This window comes from uncultured Microbacterium sp. (assembly GCF_947488465.1).
Taxonomy (GTDB): Bacteria; Actinomycetota; Actinomycetes; order Actinomycetales; family Microbacteriaceae; genus Microbacterium.
Map to the genome: position 1 here is coordinate 1 of NZ_CANKZA010000008.1, position 17,687 is coordinate 17,687.

At 64.5% G+C, this 17,687-nt stretch carries 20 protein-coding genes and 1 pseudogene; 9 read left to right on the forward strand and 12 right to left on the reverse strand.

Features of this window, described 5'->3' with window-relative positions:
* Window positions 1-135: 135 nt before the first annotated feature.
* Window positions 136-489 (forward strand): annotated as a pseudogene (locus tag Q0653_RS13755) (single-stranded DNA-binding protein); the annotation flags it as partial.
* A gap of 65 nt (window positions 490-554) precedes the next feature.
* On the opposite strand, the gene Q0653_RS13760 reads toward Q0653_RS13755, so the two are convergent.
* On the reverse strand, window positions 555-785 hold the full coding sequence (locus tag Q0653_RS13760) for a hypothetical protein (RefSeq protein WP_298945305.1): 231 nt from the start codon (window positions 783-785) through the stop codon (window positions 555-557).
* Window positions 786-824: 39 nt separating this feature from the next.
* Window positions 825-3,980: an AAA family ATPase gene (locus tag Q0653_RS13765; RefSeq protein WP_298945307.1), complete on the reverse strand. Its 3,156-nt coding sequence runs from the start codon at window positions 3,978-3,980 to the stop codon at window positions 825-827.
* A gap of 333 nt (window positions 3,981-4,313) precedes the next feature.
* On the opposite strand from Q0653_RS13765, the gene Q0653_RS13770 reads away from it, so the two are divergent.
* The gene (locus tag Q0653_RS13770; protein ID WP_298945309.1) at window positions 4,314-4,703 is read left to right on the forward strand and encodes a hypothetical protein; all 390 of its coding nucleotides are present in this window, start codon (window positions 4,314-4,316) and stop codon (window positions 4,701-4,703) included.
* Here Q0653_RS13770 and Q0653_RS13775 read toward each other — a convergent pair whose 3' ends face one another.
* On the reverse strand, window positions 4,704-4,976 hold the full coding sequence (locus tag Q0653_RS13775) for a hypothetical protein (protein WP_298945311.1): 273 nt from the start codon (window positions 4,974-4,976) through the stop codon (window positions 4,704-4,706).
* A gap of 106 nt (window positions 4,977-5,082) precedes the next feature.
* Here Q0653_RS13775 and Q0653_RS13780 point away from each other — a divergent pair, with 106 nt between their 5' ends.
* On the forward strand, window positions 5,083-5,385 hold the full coding sequence (locus tag Q0653_RS13780) for a hypothetical protein (RefSeq protein ID WP_298945313.1): 303 nt from the start codon (window positions 5,083-5,085) through the stop codon (window positions 5,383-5,385).
* Here Q0653_RS13780 and Q0653_RS13785 read toward each other — a convergent pair.
* The 3 genes from Q0653_RS13785 to Q0653_RS13795 are packed head-to-tail and all read right to left on the reverse strand — an operon-like array spanning window position 5,369 to window position 6,659.
* On the reverse strand, window positions 5,369-5,611 hold the full coding sequence (locus tag Q0653_RS13785; RefSeq protein ID WP_298945314.1) for a hypothetical protein: 243 nt from the start codon (window positions 5,609-5,611) through the stop codon (window positions 5,369-5,371). The two genes, Q0653_RS13780 and Q0653_RS13785, sit on opposite strands and share 17 nt — an antisense overlap.
* Before the next feature lie 15 nt (window positions 5,612-5,626).
* The gene (locus Q0653_RS13790; protein ID WP_298945316.1) at window positions 5,627-6,079 is read right to left on the reverse strand and encodes a hypothetical protein; all 453 of its coding nucleotides are present in this window, start codon (window positions 6,077-6,079) and stop codon (window positions 5,627-5,629) included.
* The gene (locus Q0653_RS13795; protein WP_298945318.1) at window positions 6,072-6,659 is read right to left on the reverse strand and encodes a recombinase family protein; all 588 of its coding nucleotides are present in this window, start codon (window positions 6,657-6,659) and stop codon (window positions 6,072-6,074) included. Before Q0653_RS13795 ends, Q0653_RS13790 begins: the two co-directional genes overlap by 8 nt.
* 396 nt (window positions 6,660-7,055) lie before the next feature.
* Between Q0653_RS13795 and Q0653_RS13800 the strand changes: the two genes are divergently transcribed.
* The 5 genes from Q0653_RS13800 to Q0653_RS13820 all read left to right on the forward strand — a co-directional run bounded on the left by Q0653_RS13800 (window position 7,056) and on the right by Q0653_RS13820 (window position 9,297).
* Window positions 7,056-7,682, forward strand: coding sequence for a glyoxalase superfamily protein (locus tag Q0653_RS13800; RefSeq protein ID WP_298741074.1), 627 nt, complete (start codon window positions 7,056-7,058; stop codon window positions 7,680-7,682).
* Between the two features lie 315 nt (window positions 7,683-7,997).
* Window positions 7,998-8,330 (forward strand): hypothetical protein, encoded by a 333-nt coding sequence (locus Q0653_RS13805; RefSeq protein ID WP_274647530.1) that lies wholly within the window; start codon window positions 7,998-8,000, stop codon window positions 8,328-8,330.
* Window positions 8,327-8,524, forward strand: coding sequence for a TSUP family transporter (locus Q0653_RS13810; RefSeq protein ID WP_274647531.1), 198 nt, complete (start codon window positions 8,327-8,329; stop codon window positions 8,522-8,524). The genes Q0653_RS13805 and Q0653_RS13810 overlap by 4 nt, the downstream gene beginning before the upstream one ends.
* The gene (locus Q0653_RS13815; protein WP_298741072.1) at window positions 8,497-8,661 is read left to right on the forward strand and encodes a hypothetical protein; all 165 of its coding nucleotides are present in this window, start codon (window positions 8,497-8,499) and stop codon (window positions 8,659-8,661) included. The genes Q0653_RS13810 and Q0653_RS13815 overlap by 28 nt, the downstream gene beginning before the upstream one ends.
* Window positions 8,662-8,823: 162 nt before the next feature.
* Window positions 8,824-9,297 carry a hypothetical protein gene (locus Q0653_RS13820; protein WP_298741070.1) on the forward strand — a complete coding sequence of 158 codons (474 nt, stop codon included), beginning with the start codon at window positions 8,824-8,826 and terminating at the stop codon, window positions 9,295-9,297.
* Window positions 9,298-9,441: 144 nt separating this feature from the next.
* Here the strand turns inward: Q0653_RS13820 and Q0653_RS13825 are convergent, their stop codons facing one another.
* Window positions 9,442-11,406 (reverse strand): cation-translocating P-type ATPase, encoded by a 1,965-nt coding sequence (locus Q0653_RS13825; protein WP_298741068.1) that lies wholly within the window; start codon window positions 11,404-11,406, stop codon window positions 9,442-9,444.
* Between the two features lie 42 nt (window positions 11,407-11,448).
* Window positions 11,449-11,694 (reverse strand): hypothetical protein, encoded by a 246-nt coding sequence (locus Q0653_RS13830; protein WP_274647534.1) that lies wholly within the window; start codon window positions 11,692-11,694, stop codon window positions 11,449-11,451.
* A 107-nt stretch (window positions 11,695-11,801) separates the two neighbouring features.
* Between Q0653_RS13830 and Q0653_RS13835 the strand changes: the two genes are divergently transcribed.
* Complete coding sequence (locus tag Q0653_RS13835) at window positions 11,802-12,161, forward strand: metalloregulator ArsR/SmtB family transcription factor (protein ID WP_274647535.1); 360 nt, start codon at window positions 11,802-11,804, stop codon at window positions 12,159-12,161.
* 450 nt (window positions 12,162-12,611) lie between these two features.
* Here Q0653_RS13835 and Q0653_RS13840 read toward each other — a convergent pair whose 3' ends face one another.
* From Q0653_RS13840 to Q0653_RS13855, 4 genes are all read right to left on the reverse strand, one after another.
* On the reverse strand, window positions 12,612-13,238 hold the full coding sequence (locus Q0653_RS13840; RefSeq protein WP_298741248.1) for a recombinase family protein: 627 nt from the start codon (window positions 13,236-13,238) through the stop codon (window positions 12,612-12,614).
* A 99-nt stretch (window positions 13,239-13,337) separates the two neighbouring features.
* A complete protein-coding gene (locus Q0653_RS13845; RefSeq protein ID WP_298945323.1) occupies window positions 13,338-14,591 on the reverse strand; it encodes a TniQ family protein in 1,254 nt (417 codons plus the stop codon).
* On the reverse strand, window positions 14,588-15,505 hold the full coding sequence (locus Q0653_RS13850; RefSeq protein WP_298741246.1) for a TniB family NTP-binding protein: 918 nt from the start codon (window positions 15,503-15,505) through the stop codon (window positions 14,588-14,590). The genes Q0653_RS13845 and Q0653_RS13850 overlap by 4 nt, the downstream gene beginning before the upstream one ends.
* Window positions 15,505-17,211, reverse strand: a complete 1,707-nt coding sequence (locus Q0653_RS13855; RefSeq protein WP_298741057.1) for a Mu transposase C-terminal domain-containing protein — start codon at window positions 17,209-17,211, stop codon at window positions 15,505-15,507. The genes Q0653_RS13850 and Q0653_RS13855 overlap by 1 nt, the downstream gene beginning before the upstream one ends.
* Between the last annotated feature and the right edge of the window lie 476 nt (window positions 17,212-17,687).

A 17,687-nucleotide genomic window follows, 5' to 3' on the forward strand; every position in this document is an offset into this window, starting at 1 on the left:
CTACAATCATCACAGGCACCACTCCGCAGTCGGAGCCGCACCCATCAGCAGACTCAACAACCTGCCTGGACATCACAGCTAACCGCCGATCCCGACAGCGGCCGCTCGGAGCGGGGCACTGACTACGCCTCGTTCGACATCGCGGTCAACGAACGACACCTGAACGACGACACCAACAAGTGGGAGGACGGCGCCGTCGTCTACCACCGCGTCGTTGTGTTCGGTGCGCAAGCACAACACGTGGCCGCGTCTCTGAGGAAGGGCCACAACGTGGTCGTCAACGGCGATCTGAAGTTCGGCTCGTACACGAACCCGGACACGGGCGAGACCCGCGAGACGCGCCAGGTCATTGCGGACACCGTTGGAGCGTCGTTGAAGTTCAACGAGGTGGCGATCGCGCAGTCCCCAAAAGCTAAGGGCCCGGAGCTGCACGCCACCGGGCCCGTCGCAACGCCGGAGGTTCAGTCCGGCGCAGGGGTTGCACGCTGACAGAGCGACTGAGAGCGGGCGGGACACATCGTAGTCCCGCCCGCTTCTTCGTGTCCTGGACGGGCTTACGCCTGGAGCTGGTTCAGAAAGGCTCGGAATCCTTCCTCGGCTGCTTCGCGGGTGGCGTGCTCGCCCAGCGGCACCCGGTACAGCGGCATTCCGTCTACCTTCAGCTCGGCATCCAGCAAGACACCGGAGGCTCCCCCGCGCAGGACACTGGACACGCTCACCAGGTGGTCGGCGTTGATCCAGATCGTGGGCTTGCCGGTGGCATCGGGCACGCCGAGCAGTTTCATGCCCCCACCGTAGCGACAGCCGTGTTTCAGACGTGGGACCTAAAGGGAGGGGCCAGCGCCCAGGTCGCGCGAGGCAGTCCGCGCTGTGCTCGCTTCCCGGAGGTGCGCGAGACGTGCTTCCGTCTCCAGTCGCAGTTGCTCGTCTGTCAGCGATTCGCGAAGCGAACGCTCGGCGCTGACTCGTTCGACCGTGCGAGATAGCTCACCGTGGGTCTTGGAAAGCTCCCGGTACTGGCCGCCGCGCTCCTCGAGCTGCTCGCTAAGTCGCTGGTACGTCACGGTCAGTGCGTTCACGTCTCCAGAGGGCTCCTGACCGGTGACCTCGGCGGCGTGGCCGGCTGCTTCCATCGTCGCGATGCGCGCTCTCATCTCACCGAGAGTGGTGCGGGTGCGGTGCAGGACATCGCTGAGCCGTTCGATCTGATCACGCAGCGCGGCCGCGCGCTCTGCGGCATCAGGCTGGTAGCGGTCGAGGTTGACGATCGCGCCGAGGGGCCGGCTACGGCGGTCCGTCCAGGCCGGGATCTGCACGACGTCACGTGGGGTGCGTGCGGCACGCCCGAGCTCCTGCCGTGCCGCCGACGTCGCATCGGTGACAGACAACTCGAGCTTGCCGCGCATCATCGTCGCTGACAGCGCATCGATCGCTTCGGGTGCACTCCGAGCGATGACCAGGGCTTCGTTCCGGGAGCGCCCGCGCGTCATTCCCACGTACAGGCCAGCCGCGTCGACGCCCGGACCGACGATCGCATCGTCGGTCGTCTCACCCTGGATACCGTGCACTGTCGAGGCATACGCCAGGTGTACGTGTGTGGCGGTGTAGTCGGCGCTCACCTGACGCACGTCGGCGCTGTCCGTGAGGCTCGCGAGTTCGATGGTGTCGCCGTCGATTCGGCGGATACGCCACATCGCTCGGTTCTCCACGTCCGCGTCTGCATCGTTGCGGCGCGTCTGCACGACGTCACCGACGAGGAGGCGTTGCTCGTTCTGTCCCACAGCGACCACCGTGTCGGACAGCTTCCCCGCAGTCACCAGCGCCCGCTGGATCGTCTCGTTGATCTGCTGAGCCTCGGCGTTCGTGCTCGTGATGAGGGCGATACGTCGCCCTGCCGCGGCGTTGTCGAGGTAGTCCTCCACCATTCGCGTGCGGGCTTCTTCCTCGCTCGCGACGACGCGGAGCTGGCCGCGTCCGTACAGCTCCCATGCAACCGCTGAGGCGTCAGAGACGCTCTCCGGCTCCCGTAAACGGAGCGAGAGCTCCGCGTAGGTCGGGTCGGAGAACCGGTGCACCGCGCTGAGTTCGACCACAGCGCCGCTGCGCTGCTTCATCATGGCCATTGCTCCCGAATGACCCACGGGCCGCGCCTGGAGATGGTCACCGATCATGGCAACACCGGCGCCGGTGCGCTCCGCGACGTCTGCCAGAGCGAGCGCTGCACCGAGGTCGACCATCCCGGCCTCATCAATGACGATGCGGTCACCGGCTCCGAGCTGATACTTCCGCGGGCCGGTGTAGGCCGTGCCAGTGCGCGGGTCGACCTCGCCCACCTCGAGCTTGTTCCAGGACTCCGCACCTGCGTCGTCGGTGCCCCAGCGCCATCCATGGTCCAGGAGCAGCGCGTGCAGGCTGCCGGCGTTCACGCCGACCTCGCGCCCGGCGACACTGGCCGCCTTCTTCGTCGGCGCGACGACGACCAGGCGCCGGTTCTGCGCCTCCAGCGCCGCACGTGCCACCCGCAGGAGCGTGGTCTTCCCGGTTCCAGCAGGGCCGGTCACTGTGACCAGGGCATGGGTCCCCGCGATGGCGGCGGCAGCGTCGGTCTGCCCACCGTCGAGGGTTACCTCCGCGCCGAGGATCGACTCCGCGGCCTCCAGAACGTCCGTCCGAGCGGCGACCTCGCCGACCGTGTTCAGCCGATCGAATGCCTCAGCCAGATCGATCTTCGCGGCGGCGGTGGCCGACGAGATCATGTGCTTGATGTGTCCGGGGATCTCGTCTTCGTCTGCCAGCAGGTCCACGCTCATCTGCTGCGCCCGGGCGATGACGTCCTCAGCGACCTCGCCCAACAGGTCGCGGGAAGCAACCGCACCCGAAGCCGCGACCGCTCGCAGAGCACCCGCGCGAAGGTCGTACAGGCTGTACCGACCTCCCGTCGCGCTCGCTCGCTTGTCGGCGTCGACGACGGCTCGAGCAGCCAGAAGGTCGCGGTCCAGATCCGCGATCGCCACAGCCTCAACCTCGACGGGGGCGCGACGAGCGAGGATCGTCGGGTCGATATCCGCGAGTTCGTTGCGCGTACGCTGCTCCCACTCGCTCTCATCTACATTCGCAGGCTTGTTCGGTCGACCGTGCGCCCACGCCCAACGATCGATCGAGAGAAGAACGTCAGGGCTTGGCTCCGCGTTCGGGTTTTCCTGACGCCACTGAGCGAGCTTCACGGCACGGTTCGCTTCGATCTGGTTCGACCGTCGCGACAGAGGGCGAACCGCATGAGCCAGCTCGGCGATTTCTCCGTCCTCGTTCAGCGTGTACCCATTGCGCGCTAGCGCGGCGATCCACTCCGGGTCGGTGCGGGAGGCAATTTCACCCTCCGCATTGATCACGGTGTGAAGCTTCATGGCGACCCGAGAATCGATGTTCGACCACCGTCCGTCCTCACCCTGCACCCGAACGTTCAGCCACAGGTGGCGGTGAATGTGAGGATCCAGGGCACGCGATCGCGCGTGCTGAAGCTCCACCACCTCGAGCTGCGCGATCCCCTCACGCACCAGCCCGCCAGCCCCGCGTCGAGCGTTGAGCTCGCGCTGCCAAACGCGGACCACTCGATCCCGCAGACGATCCTGGAGGGCCTCAAACTCCGACGCGAGATCATCGTTCAGCAATGATGCGAGGCTGTACGACTTCGGTGCATTGATGGTGCCGTCGAGCACCAGGTCGGCGTCCGGTCGGTTCAGTTCCCGACCTCGACGCTCTCCGGTTTGAGGGTCACGTCCATCAACCCATGCTGCCAGTTCCGCCTGGTTCAGGGTGTCCACCTGGACACCTCCAGCCGTGGCCGTGAACCGTTGCACGTCGGCGACCTCGACGTCGCTGTAGTGACCGAGCGCATCCACCCCACCCGCCGTGTGCAGGTGCGAGTCGCAGGTACCCCCGAATGCGTACGAGACGGCTTGCTGGACGCCCTGGGAGGACACTCCCCGCTTCCATCTCTGCAGGCCACCGCGCATGCCCCAAGCGTAGCGCTCACAGAAAGTGCCTGCGTGCATTGTCTTGATCTTGTTGGAGGGAAGTCTTGCCGATCTGACCTCCTGACTCTCGCGCAGCGGGTCGATGCGTAGCGTCGACGTGAGGTGCTCTGAGGAGCATCCTCTGAGCACTACGGGGTGTCGTCGATGCGAGGCGACGAACTTGCGGGTGGCCGGCTGCGCCTATGAACGTCGTCGCGCCACTCGCGTTCGACCGGAGCTCGAGCTGACGAGAGTTCCGTCATGCGCTCGCGCAGACAACAGAGCAGCTAGGGTCTGCTCATGATCGAGAACGTCACGCCCCGCTTCGTGACATCGACTCTTGTCGAGGCGACCGCTGACGCGGTGACGATCACATGGGGCCTCGGAGATGAGATCCCTCGATCAGCCGACTACTTCCGCTACGCCGTGACCTACTACGGCGCTGACGAGAAGGCCGGCGCGGAGTTCGGTGCGCGCTTCCACGAGACACCGCGGGCGTATGTCTTCGACCTCGCCACGAGCACACAGGCCAACTACGCCGCCGACAGCATCGACCTCACAGACGACAGGATCGTCGTCCGGTACCGAGATGCCTCGATCGGGCTCACCGAGGTCGGGACGATCTTCGCGTCGGTGACGGTCGACGGCGATGACGTCCAACTCAACCTGCCAGTGACATTGCTGCGCTGATCACTCGTAGCAGTGGTGGACGTGCCAGCCCCCGCTGCCCCCGAACACGTCGAAGACGTAGGACTCCCCCGCAGGGTTCGTCGCCTGGAATCGCCACCCATAGAGGCCAGCACCACCGCTCCCCCGCTTCCCGAGCGCCGCCGACCAGACCGACTCGCGGAGCCGGGTCGGCATGTCGCTAACCAGCCAGCGAGTGCCAGCGAAAACCATCCGCGCCGGCACGTCATCCTCGAACCAGAGCGTCAGCTCGTGTTCGACCAGGGTCTCCATCATGGTCGCAACCTTAGAACAAACGTTCTAGGCGCGCTACCCTGGATCAGTCGGGAGGAGCGAGCGCGTGGGCACCAGCAAGCGGTACGCGGCCGCTGTAGACAGACAGATGGATCAGAGGATTCTCGCTCGCACAATCGCCGAAGCAGGGCCTCTCCAGTCACTCACCGCCGACGAGCTGCGCCTCGACGCCGAACCGGTCACGATCGACCCGCAACCGAAACCCGCACGTGCGTGGCTGCGCTTTGGAGCCACTCCCCTGCTGGTCGACGTCGAGGTCTGCCGATGGACGGCTGACGCCTGCGCCGTCCGGTTCCACCTCGACCAGAAGGAGTACCGAGCATGGGTGTGGTCGTCCGCACTACGTCCCCCGCGCGGCGTCTCCGCCACGGCGTCTATCGCGTCGCGGTGACCACACAGTCCGACTCGTCCGGGGCGATGAAGACACTCTCAATGGAAGTCTCCCAGTGCCTGTACTTGCCGGACGCCGACAGCTCGCGGTCGATCGACGCCAGGAACAACTTCGTGGCGGAGCCGGCGTGCGGAAGGAATGGACCGTAGTAGACGGTTCGCTCTTCGCCATCGAGGGTGAGCAGATTCGTCTTCACGACGATAGAAGTGGCGGTGCGGGTGGTCATCAGACTCTCTCTCGATCAGGTTGAGGCCGGCTGGAAGCGGGCCTTCAGTGCGTATTGACGGGGTTGGAGCTGCCGCAACGTGATTCGGCGCGGCGCCTGCCCTCCGGGGAGTGTCAGCCTCACAGAACCGAAAGCGGTGTCTTCGGGGTTGAGCTCGAGGCCGGCCCAGTCGAGCTCCGTCTCGACCAAGGCGTTGTACAGCGCGTGCTCGGTCTTGATCTGCGCCGACGCACCGAGCAGGGGTAGCGCGCGAGGGCGTCGGGTGACGTTCGTGGCTACCAGCGGTATCTCCCAGTCCGCGTCGACCACACGATCCTCCATGCGCACCGGAGGCATGACCTCGATTCGCACGCCTTGCAAACTCGCCGGGAGACGCCGCGAGTTCATCGAGCGATAGGAGAACCAGAAGATCGCCACCAGTGCCACCAGAGCGAGCGACCAGACAACGACGTAGTAGGCCTCAGCCATTGCCACCACCTGCCCTCGCTCGGTGCCTGCTCGCAGCCCGGTAGATGCTGCTGCGGGACGTATTGAATCGCGTGGCGATTTGGCCGGGTGTCATGCGGCCCTCCTCGAGATGGATAGCGATCGCCTCATCCTGCTCCGGTGTCAGTTTCGACTGCCGCCCCTTCAGCTTCTTGCGCACTTCAGGGTTGGCCATTCCCTCCTGTGTGCGGAGACTGATCCACGCTCCCTCCGCCTCAGCCATGCCCGCAAGGAAGGTGAGGAACAGCTTCGACCACGGGTCCCGAGGATCGTAGGCCGTGCGGCCCATCTGGAAGATCACGCCGCGCTCAGTGAGTTCCCGCACCTGGCGGAGGGTTTCTTCCGCGTTGCGGGCGAAGCGGTCGAGGCGGGGGACGACGAGCGTGTCCCCCTCACGAACCGCTGCCATCGCTTCTCGCAACCCAGCACGGTTGAGCGACTTACCCGAGAAGCCTTCGTCCGTGTAGATCCGCTCTGGCTCGGCACCGAGCTCAAGCAGCGCCTGACGCTGCATCTCGACGTCCTGCGCGATGGTTGATACTCGCGCGTATCCGACGATCACTCGGCACCTCCAAATACGGTCCCATATAGGCCACCCCTAGTGGGATTTCTTCCGGACACCCTATATGGGACGGCGGACAGAACACCGAAGTGCGGAATTTTGTCAATGTCCGAAGTCATCGGCACTTCTGTCCGAAGTCCTCAACACTCGTGTGCGTCAGCCGATCGCGCGAGGTGGGGCGACTGTCTCGTATCCCATGGGTTTCGAGACACCTAGGTTATGAGACGCGCAATCGGCCGCGGCTGTTCACTGGAAGTGTCGGACTACCTCACGTCCAAGGCCGTCGACACAGCCCAAGAAGCACTCCTCATGGGACGCCTGACAAGCTGACACACACAGCCCCTGCGGATAGACTCGTCGCAGGTTGGCGCACCTGCCGCTCGCACCCCTCGGGGCATGGTGAACGCGCTGCACGTCCCCTTATCAGGACACGACCACTCCATCGGTTTGTACGCCGGTAACGCGAGCACCCCGTCTCAGCCGAGCAACGGAGCAACTGTGATCCCCTTCACTCCCAACGATGCAAAAGCCCTCGCCCGCGCACTGCGAAGCGGACTAGAGCCTCATGTCACCCTCAGCCATGGGCAGGCCCTCGACGTTCTTTCACGAACAGCGGGCCTAACCGACTGGAACGCGCTGGCTGCTATGTACCGTGCACCAGGTTTCGGTGCTCCCATGCCCATCCTGCGAGTTCAAGATGCGGCACTGGCTCGACAGTTCTACGTGGACTGGCTCGGGTTCAGCATCGACTTCGAGCACCAGTTCGAACCCGAACTGCCTCTGTTCATCAGAGTCAGTCGAGACGAAACAGCTCTCGGCCTGAGCGAACACTACGGCGACGGCACGCCCGGCAGCGTCGTGTGGATCCCCACCCGAGCCCTCGCTTCCTACCGAGGCGGACTGATGAAGAACCCGATAGGTTCGCAACGTCCCGGAATCGACCCCGATGCCCCCGGCGGACCAACCATGACCATCATCGATCCGTTCGGCAACGAGCTCAGATTCTGCGAGCCCACCGACTAGGACAGCGCAGGGCGGAACCTGCGGATCACCAGGTCACCTGAGCACTCCGCGACCAGACGCGACATTAATCGACGCGAAGTACCTATCGCTGCGGTTGACAGGTCAAGGGCGTCAAGCGGACACGTAGAAACTGTCTCGAAACCCTAGGGTTGCGAGACGTCTCATCTGCCTGAGTGTTGAGGACTTCGGATGTGAATTTGATCGCTCCGCGGCGGTGAATCTTCATCGCTATCTGGCGCCGTGGGGTGCCCGGTAGGGATCCTTCAGCGGGACTGCTCATGGAAAGATGAACGCTCCGATGGCGAAAGCGGCGAGTTGATCGGTGTGTTCGGGTTCGCCGCGCTGCCCGCGATCATCATGAACAAGGCGATGAGCCTGATCGTCGTGATCACCGCCATCCCCGCACGGCTGATCAGCGTGCCACTGGCCGAGCTCTCCCCGTACTTGTACATCGTCCTGAACCTGCTGGCCGGAAGCCTGATCGGCGCGTGGGTCGGCGCGCACTGGGCGACGAGACTTGGCTGGAAGGCCCTGTACCGGGTGATCGCGGTCCTACTGGTGCTGATCGCGATCCTGCTCTTCGTCACCCACTTCTTCGCCGTCGAACCCCTGAACCTGCCCCTGGTCCCCGGACGATCCTCGGCGTGATCGCCGGTAGCCTTATCGGCGTTTTCGCGGCACTGATGGGCGTTGCCGGTGGGGAATTGCTGATCCCCACGATCGTGCTTTTCTACGGCACCGACATCAAGATCGCCGGAAGCCTCTCTCTGCTGGTCTCGCTGCCGACCATGCTGGTCGCTTTCGCCCGCTACAGGTGCTCGGTCAGAACAAGCGGTTCCTGATCGCGATGACGGCGGGATCGATCGCCGGCACAATCGCCGGCGGCTTCCTCCTCGATGTGATCCCCAGCCTGATCCTCATCCCACTGCTCGTCCTGCTCCTGTTGCTGTCCTCGATCAAGGTCTGGAACCACCAGTAGGCACGCCTTCCACCGACCTCAGGAGACCTATCCCCGGTACGACCCGCGGAGGATCCGTGTAGTCGCGGTGCGAGGCGATGGACACCGCACACGAGGACCAGTGCGGGTCTCGCTTCGATAACGCGGCGAAGCCCCCAGCCGCGGACCTGCCAGGATCACCTCATGATGTCTCGAAGAGCGTGGGGGCTGCTGACGATCGGTACGATTTCGGCGACCCTGCTGCTGGCCGGGTGCTCGAGTCCCGCGACGACCACGACGTCGGTGTGCATCGACTGGGTATACTTCGAGAGCCCCGCGGACGCGGAAGCCGATGCTGACGCCGTCGTCGTCGGAACCGTAGAGAGCCAATCCGGGGCGACCACGTACTACGACCTTCCAGCGACGACGTGGAACGTGAATGTCGACACCTGGATCAAGGGCGGCGCGGCGTCGAACGACATCGTCGTCACCTCGCTCCCCAAGAGCTGCGGCGAGACCGGCGACAACATGGCGGACGCGGTCGGCACTGGTCGGGTGGTGCTCTTCCTCCGCGATGGCGACGACGGGTGGGAAACGCTGACGCCCTTTCAGGGCATTGTTCCGGCAGGATCCGACGGAGACCTCCCGACCGAATGGCCCGACGACCTGTACGACTAGCGCACGGTCGCAGGCGACCCTCTGCCCGCCAGGGTTCCGCTTTCGCGCGGCGCCCGATTGCGGATCGGTCCGCACGCAGACGTTCCCTCCGAGGGCAATGCCCGTTAGGGGATCCCTTACCGGGCGGCCGTCACGCGAGCGTGGTCAGGTGATTGTAGTTATCCGCTTCCGGCGTGTTTCGCCGCGGCCCGGGGCCAGCATGCGTAGGCCGTTGAGGATGATCAGTGCGGCGCTGCCTTCGTTCAGCAGGAGACCGGTGGTCAGCGACATCCAGCCTGCGAGGGCTGCGACGATCAGAACCGCCACAACAGCAAGGCTGAGCGCGATGTTGATCTTGATGTTGTTCCGGGCGCGGCGCGAGAGGCGGATCGCGGCGGGGAGCCGGTCGAGCTCGTCGGCCATGAGGGCGACGTCGGCGGTCTCCAGTGCGACGTCGGTGGCGGCGGCGCCCATTGCGATGGCCAGATCGGCGTTGGCCAGTGCGGGGGCGTCGTTGACGCCGTCACCGACCATGGCGATCACGCCGTACGTTTCGCGCAGCTCGAGCACGGCGGCGGACTTGTCCTCGGGTAACAGTTCGGCGCGATAATCGTCGAGTCCCAGGTCTGTGGCGGTGGACTTGGCCACGGTGGTGTTGTCGCCGGTGAGCATCAGGATCCGTTTGATCCCCAGCGCACGCAGCTCGTCGATGGTGCTCTGCGCGTCGGGGCGCAGCTGGTCGGCCACTGCCACCACGGCCAACGGTCGACTGGCGTCGCGGAGCACGACTGCGGTACGGCCTTCCGCCTCGGCTTGAGAGACCGCACGCCCAACGTCGGGGTCGGTGCGGTCGGCGGCCGTGGGACGGCCGATGTGCAGGGCGCGGCCGTTGACCGTGGCCTCCATGCCGGCACCGGGCAGCGCGCGGGCGTTCCAGGCGGCGGGAATCGTGAGGTTGTGGGCGCGGGCGCCGGTGACGATCGCGCTGGCGATGGGGTGCTCGCTGCCGCCCTCGACCGCGGCCGCCAGGGCCAGGGCATCGTGCTCTGTCACGTCGCCGACGGGGGTGACGCCTGCCAGGGCAGGCCGGCCGCGGGTCAGGGTGCCGGTCTTGTCGAAAGCGACGACCTTGATGTCGGCCAGTCGTTCGAGGTAGATCCCGCCCTTGATGAGGATGCCATCGCGCGCGCCGCGGGCGATCGCGGTGACGACGCTGACCGGCACGGAGATGACCAGCGCGCACGAGCAGGAGACGACCAGGACGACGAGTGCCCGATAGATCGCCTCGCGCCACTCGAACCCGAGCAGCGGCAGCACCAGGGCCACGACGATGGCCAGGACGAACATCGCGGGCGTGTAGACGGCACTGAACCTGTCGGCGAACCGCTCGGCTCCGCCCCGCTTGGCTTGGGCTTCCTCGACTTGCTCGATCACTCGGGCGAGCACGGTGTCGTAGTGCTCTTTGGTGACCTGCACACGCAGCACCCCGTTGCCGTTCAGGCTCCCGCCGAAGACCTCGGTGCTGACAGTGGCCTCGACCGGCACCGACTCTCCAGTCACCGGGCTGGCGTCCACCCAGGAGACACCCTCGGCGACGACGCCATCAGTGGGCAGGCGTTCACCGGGGCGCACGAGCACCACGTCACCGGGATGCAGTTCCTCCACCGCAACGGTCTCGGTCTGGCTACCGTCGGTGACTCGGTTGGCGGTCGGGGGTGCCAGCTCCATGAGTGCGCTGATGGACCCGCGCGCACGGTCGGTGGCGTAGGCCTCCATCGCTTCACCCAGGCTGAAGATGACGACGAGCATCGCGGCCTCCTCGATGACGCCCAGCGCGATCGCCCCGATCGCGGCCACGACCAGCAACACGGATATCGTCAGGCGCTTGTTGCGCACCGCCCGCACTGCGCTGCGGAGCGGATAGACACCGCCGACGATGATCGACGCCCAGAACAGCGCCAGCGCGACCGGCTCGGAGTGGATCGTCCACTCCACGATCAAGCCCACGGCCAGCAGCACTGCCGCCACCGCGAGGGTCACCGTTTCGGGTTTCCGCCACCATGTGCGGCGAACCAGCCGCGGGGCTGCTGGTTCGGCCACCTGTGACGGCGTGCTCGCGTCAGTACTCATCCTGGTCTTTCCTCTTTCAGCTCGTGGGGAGGTAGCAGCAGGTCAGGCGCGAACCGGGCGAGCCGGCCCCGTCGCCGATAGGGCCAAGCCGGCCTTCCTTGCTGCTTCGATCACGGCGGCTTCAGTGACGGTGCCGTCGTGGGTGACCAGGACGACACCGGAAACCAGGGCATCGACCTTCTGCACGCCGGGGAGTGCCTCAACTGCGACGAGGTCACCGGAGCAACTCACGCATCCGCCCCCGAGGGCGCGGTACTTGGAACGGACGAGGTCGGCGGGTGCATTCAAGGGATCTCTCCTTCGATCGACATGACTTCGATCATCTTCGAAGTCCGATTCCATGCTACTCAGACTTCGATACTTGTCAAAGTGTCGAAGTCTGAGAGGATGGAGACATGTCGACGTCCCTCTTGGTGCTTCCCGTGGATAGTGCATTGGGTTACTGCACGCCGCTGTCCCGCGAGCCGATCACACCCGCGCAGGCGGAACCGCTCTCCCGGATGCTCAAGGCTCTGGCAGACCCCGTTCGGTTGCGCCTGATGTCCATGGTGCTCTCGCACGGGAACGGCGAGGCGTGCGCGATGTGCGACCTCACCGAGGGCTTTGACCTCTCACAATCGACCCTCAGCCACCACCTGAAGATGCTGCACGACGCCGGACTCGTCGACAGGGAAAAGCGCGGCGTCTGGGTCTACTACAAGGCACGCCCCGAGGCGATGGACGCACTGCGCACCGTCTTCAGCGTCGACTTCTGAGCGAAGCAACCTTGTTCGCCGCCCGTGAGGAGGTACGGCCTGTCGAAGAAAAAACGCGACGCAATGCTCCCGTCGTCTGACGAAAGGCGAGCAAGATTGCGTTACCTGCATCATGAGGCGTCGTCTTGGTTAAGAACAGTTTTTCGAGACACGGCCCAGGCCCGAAGAGTCGCGGTTGATTTGTCAATGTCCGAAGTCGGCGGCACGGCTCACCCCGTGGTTTTGGGCGTAGTGCAGCCGACAAATGACCCCTGAGTGTCTGAAGTCCTATGCACAACGCTGCGGTTTGTCAGAAGGCGACTCCACAGAAGGGCAAGCCAGCGCCCACGTCGAGGCGATCGTCCCGTGAAACGCGCAGCTCGCGCGATGTATCAACGTGCGAGACGCGGCTGCTCGGCTACTGGGCTGCTCGGCTGACCGGGGACCTCGGTGCCAGATCGCTGGGCTGCGTCACCTTTGTCTTTGAGATTGCGTCAGCACCCTGTGCCCGTCGTCGCGGAGTTCGCCGGTGGGCGAAACATGGCGATACAAGGTCTGACGACTCACGCCGAGTTCTTTGCAGAGGTCGCCTACAGTCGTATCGGGCTGGCCCATCGAGGCCATGGCCAGTCGAATCTTGGCCGCGGTCATCTTGTATGGCCGTCCGCCTCTACGGCCCCGGGCGCGGGCGGCGGCAAGGCCGGCGAGTGTGCGTTCGCGGATGAGTTCGCGTTCGAACTCGGCCAGGGCGGCGAAGATGCCGAAGACGAGCTTGCCGGATGCCGTGGTCGTGTCGATGGCGGCACCCTCGCCGGTGAGGACTTTCAAGCCGATGCCGCGTTGGGTCAGGTCATGCACGATGTTGACCAGGTGGCGCAGATCACGGCCGAGCCGGTCGAGCTTCCAGACAACCAGGGTGTCACCTTCGCGCAGCGCTTTCACGCATGCGGTTAGGTGAGGGCGGTCGTCCTTCTTTCCGGAGGCGTGATCCTCGTACAAGGCGTCCGGCCCGATCCCCGCGGCGAGGAGAGCATCGCGTTGCAGGTCGGTGTTCTGCGATCCATCCGCTTTGGAGACCCGCATGTAGCCCACCAACATCGTCATCTCCTTTTGTTGTCACGTATACGACCGATTAGGTGACAATTGCTTTTGTTCCAGATCAGACCGGCTCAATCGTCACAATACCCGTCATTTATTCTATGTCTTGTGAACGATGGCTACTGGGCTGTTATGTGACAAACCCGGTGACGTCCTCCGTGAACGCATGGCAGCGAGCGTCGGCGGAAGGAAAGCTTCGGGAACGTCGAGGTCGATCAAGTCGCCGCGGATGCCCCGAAACGTCTTCTCGGTGCGCGTGAGACTCGTCAGGATCGCGAGCATGTGCTCTGCGGCAAGGGGGTCTTGCTGGGCGAGAGTGAGTGCTTCGGTCATCGCTTCTCGTGCCTCGTCCCAGATATCGCGCGGTGGCAAGCCGTCGTGAGCTGGGCGATCTGGTTCGGGTGTCAAGAGGTGGCCGAGTGTGCCGCGTGCCTCAATCTCTCCGGTTTCTACCAGGTGAATGGCTGTCGCGGCTGCTTCGAGATACATCTCTTGCTGCGGCCAGGGTAGGGTCTCGTAGGTTCGAGCGGCACCGACGATGCCAGCACGAGCAGGGTGCCCGACCTTGCGCCAGATGAGTTCGATGGAGCGGCGTGGGCGGGTCCGAAGTTTTGAGAGCGGAATCGAGAGTTCCTCGATGAGGGTGCGCAGCAGGCGGAACCACACCCCAACATGGACGGTCCGGCGTGGTAAAGCGACCGTGCCGATCCTCAGAGCTTGCTCAGTGCGTGCGTCTTGGATGACGACCTGTCGCGGTGCGGGCCGGTCGTTCGTCTTGCTGTGCTCCCAGCCGAAGAACGCGTAGGACCCGAACGCAGCATCGAGCCTGCAACCGTGACGCGGGCAGGTGAGCGTGATCGGAAGTTGCATGATCAGCGGAAACGTGAGCGACCCGTCGGTCGTGCTCTCGACGCAGACCGGGCACACGCGGCTGACCGGTCTGTTCTTGGAATTGAGTGGCAGCCAAGCCCGCCAGTTCGTCACTTCTCGGTCAGGATGCTCCTTGGATGTGACGAGCACGGAGTCTTGGCGCACATACGTGTCAAACGCGCCACCGGGCACCGGTTCAGGCTGGAGCGAATCGAGAAGCCACGGCACCCAGCCAGCTATTGTCATCCGACGCACCTGCTCCACCGGCACACCGGTACGCGCCGCCAGAATCGTGATTAGCTCCGAAGGCGCATCCAAGTCCAGTGACCCGGTCGACCCCGGCGCGGGAGCGCCTGGTGGAGTGAGGTCGTGCCGAACAAGCTGGTCGAGGTCCATCCCGTACCGAGTGGCGAGCCTGTGAAGCCACGAGGTCAGCGCTTCGCCGTGGCCGGGCGTCGGATGAAGCGGCCACCGCTGCGTCATGGCAGTTCGCGCTCGAACAAACGTCGCCGCTCCGTTGGCCCGATGTAGGGAGCGACGAGGAGGGTGCGCTGATTGATCGCTTCCTCTCCCGTCTCGATCGCTGCGACAGCAGCGTCCGTGAGTAGACGCGTGAGTTCTCCTATGGTTCCTTCACTGCGGGTGAGGAGGTAGCGGGCCATTTCTTCAGTGTCGATTATCGAGCGGCCGCGAAGAGGGAATGCTGCTGCGAAGCTGGCCAGCAGCGCGCGTGCCTCATCGTTCGGTTCCCAGCGCGGTAGGGCGAACGGTTCGAACCGGTTTTCGAGTTGGTCGTCGGATCGGATCGCCATGTATGCCTCGCGCGTGCCGACCCCGACCAACGGGATGCGCAACTCGTTGCCCAGAAATCGCAGTACGTTCAGGAACTCGCGTCGCGTGTCACCGCGACCGGCCAGCACGTTGTGCAGCTCATCAATCACCAGCACCCGCACTCCGACCGCCCGTAACAGGGACAGGGTTGTCTGTTCCGTTTCTGATACGCGTTGTCGCGGGCGGAGCGGTGCCCCCAGTGCGGCCTGCAGCGCGACATAGAACCGGGACACTGACGGCTCAGAAGGCATCTGAACAGCCAGCACTGGCACCTGTTCATGCTCGGCATGGGAGATGGGCGGGTGGAGACGGCGGAACTTCTCGATGATCATCGACTTGCCGTTGTTGGTAGGCCCTAACAGCAGCAGGTTCGGCATACGCTGCTTCCTCGGCCACTCGTACAGAGTCTCCAACCGTTCCAGCGCCTCGGAGGCGCGAGAGTATCCGATCCATCGGTCAGCGCGCACATGCCTGAGTCGCTCATCCGCGGGAAGGCGTGCGATCGGTTGCGCGCTGGGATGCAGATGCGTGAGGTCCGCGTCCGTAGTCACGGCTTCCGTGTCCATCACCACTGTTCGATCTCTTCGAAGGGCATCACGCGGTCCTCAGTAGCCGGTCCGCTATTCCCCTCGGGCGGTAGAAGGTCAGTCGGCGGGCGAGTCATAGAGATTTCATCTGCGGTTCCGCTCCGTTTGCGACGTTCGGCGTTACGACGTGCCTTGCGGGTGGTGGAGCTTGCAGTTTCGGTGATCGTGCGCATGCGCTCGACCGTTCGGAACAGGGCATCTTCGTCAACCTGCGCTCGACCCTCAGCTCGCAGCCGCTCCAGAGCGGCGCGGTGCTCCCATACGCTGACAGCAGGGTACGACAGCGTCCGGTAGGGCACAGGCATATAGGAACCATCGTCCGGATCGAGCACCCAGATACGGCTAATGTCCCGGGGATCTCGGCGGATCACGAATCGTTCCATCTGGCTACGGCGCGCGATCCATGGCTTTAGCCCGTTCCGAAAATAGTGCACGTGGTCGATCACGAACCCGGTCCGTGTCAGCGTCCGGCGCACCACGGGCAAAAAGTCCACCAGGAAAGCGGATGCATCCGTGACCATCGACGGCGCTGCCTCCTGGACCCCTGCTGTCCACAGCGCCAGCGGGGTTTGCCGGGTCGTGCCGTGGACCTGGCCGTGATAGCTGGAGACCGCCAAGGTCAGCCACTTCTCCAACTCGGTGACCGTCAGGACGGCTCGGGCGTCCGAATCGTAGTTTCCGCGCTGAGCAGGGTGCGAGAACGTCGTGCCCGGCAACTCGTGCACCATCTCCATCAGCGTCCCGATGACGCGCTCGATGATTCCGCCGTAGTGCGGACGCCCTGGAGGCCGATAGTTCAACTCGATCCCGTGCTCCTGGCACCCGCGCCGTAGCGCTTCACTCTTGAACTCCGACGCGTTGTCCAGATACAGCTCGCGCGGCTTCCCCGACATCGGCCACGTGACCTCGACCCCCAGCTGCTCCAGCGATGCACGCTTGTCGGTGACCATGTGCGCCAGACACAAACCGACCGAAAGCGCGGACGGCGCTTCCAACGTAATCACCAGCCCCACGATGCTCCGTGAACGCACGTCGATCGCCACGGTCACATACGGACGCCCGATCGGCAGACGGTGCTGCTCGTCCACCACGATCAGATCCACCACAGTGTGATCGATCTGTACCTGCTCCAACACCTCAACAATCGCAGGGACATCCCCGCCCGCTGATTGCAATGGGCGCGCTGCCTCTCCTCCCTCCCGACCCACGGTCTCCGTCCGGGGATCGAGCATGGCAATGCGACGCCGAACCGCACCACGTGAAGGAGCAGGAAGCCCCCGAAGCCGACACATCCGAATGATCTCGCGATGCACAGCAGCGATCGTCTTGCGTTGACGCGTCAGATAGTGCTTGCGGATCACCTCCCGAACGATCGTCTCCACCTCGACAGGCAGACGGGCCCCTCCACGGCCCCCACTGGAGCGGCCAGGGACGAGATCAGACACCGCACCTTGGCCGCCACGCCACAGCCGTATCAAGAAATAGACGCGCTCCCGAGAGATGCCCAGCTTCGTGGCCGCCTCATCGACGGCGTATCCGCCCGTGCTGGATTCAGCAAGCGGCCCGATAACCGCAGCCCGCTCCACGGCCAGTTCCCACGCCGCATCGGGGACGGTCAGCAGACCGCGCCCAGAAATTCGGTCATCCTTGACCGGCTCTTCGTCCACACCACTATGGGACAACATGTCGGGTCATGCGCACAAGTAGTGACGCGAAACGCCCCATACTCCTGCGCACAGCCCCCTGAACCACGCCATCATCTGTGCCGACCACTTCGGACGCTGACAAATTTCCGGCCTCGGCGAGTCGACGTGGATAGCCCGGATTGCGTCCCATATAGCGATCCCCTACCGGACACTAGGCTCACGTTCATGAGCACGATCTCGTTCGTTTTTCCAGGTCCCTGGGCCCGGCTGGCGTGAACTCGTCCTTGTCCCGAGCCATCCGGCCTGTGATCGCGGTGTTCGCTTTGGCTGTAGCCGTTCTGGGGTGGGCAGCGTGCGCGCCGCTCAGCAGCCGACCGCGACAGCCCAAGTTGTCAAAAACCCCACGACCACCATTGCAGGCAGGGGCCTTGACTAAAAGGGACTGTCCGATAAACGGTGTGTGGGGTCCGGCGGTTTTCATCAGTAGGTGGTTCTCTCGAACCGTCCGGCGAAGG

Bases quoted from the DNA above. Each gene is read 5' to 3' on its own strand.
- Q0653_RS13760 (WP_298945305.1), bottom strand. From the start codon at position 785: ATGAAACTGCTCGGCGTGCCCGATGCCACCGGCAAGCCCACGATCTGG.
- Q0653_RS13770 (WP_298945309.1), top strand. From the start codon at position 4,314: ATGATCGAGAACGTCACGCCCCGCTTCGTGACATCGACTCTTGTCGAG.
- Q0653_RS13775 (WP_298945311.1), bottom strand. From the start codon at position 4,976: ATGATGGAGACCCTGGTCGAACACGAGCTGACGCTCTGGTTCGAGGAT.
- Q0653_RS13780 (WP_298945313.1), top strand. From the start codon at position 5,083: ATGGATCAGAGGATTCTCGCTCGCACAATCGCCGAAGCAGGGCCTCTC.
- Q0653_RS13785 (WP_298945314.1), bottom strand. From the start codon at position 5,611: ATGACCACCCGCACCGCCACTTCTATCGTCGTGAAGACGAATCTGCTC.
- Q0653_RS13790 (WP_298945316.1), bottom strand. From the start codon at position 6,079: ATGGCTGAGGCCTACTACGTCGTTGTCTGGTCGCTCGCTCTGGTGGCA.
- Q0653_RS13800 (WP_298741074.1), top strand. From the start codon at position 7,056: ATGGTGAACGCGCTGCACGTCCCCTTATCAGGACACGACCACTCCATC.
- Q0653_RS13820 (WP_298741070.1), top strand. From the start codon at position 8,824: ATGATGTCTCGAAGAGCGTGGGGGCTGCTGACGATCGGTACGATTTCG.
- Q0653_RS13825 (WP_298741068.1), bottom strand. From the start codon at position 11,406: ATGAGTACTGACGCGAGCACGCCGTCACAGGTGGCCGAACCAGCAGCC.
- Q0653_RS13835 (WP_274647535.1), top strand. From the start codon at position 11,802: ATGTCGACGTCCCTCTTGGTGCTTCCCGTGGATAGTGCATTGGGTTAC.
- Q0653_RS13840 (WP_298741248.1), bottom strand. From the start codon at position 13,238: ATGTTGGTGGGCTACATGCGGGTCTCCAAAGCGGATGGATCGCAGAAC.
- Q0653_RS13845 (WP_298945323.1), bottom strand. From the start codon at position 14,591: ATGACGCAGCGGTGGCCGCTTCATCCGACGCCCGGCCACGGCGAAGCG.
- Q0653_RS13850 (WP_298741246.1), bottom strand. From the start codon at position 15,505: ATGGACACGGAAGCCGTGACTACGGACGCGGACCTCACGCATCTGCAT.
- Q0653_RS13855 (WP_298741057.1), bottom strand. From the start codon at position 17,211: ATGTTGTCCCATAGTGGTGTGGACGAAGAGCCGGTCAAGGATGACCGA.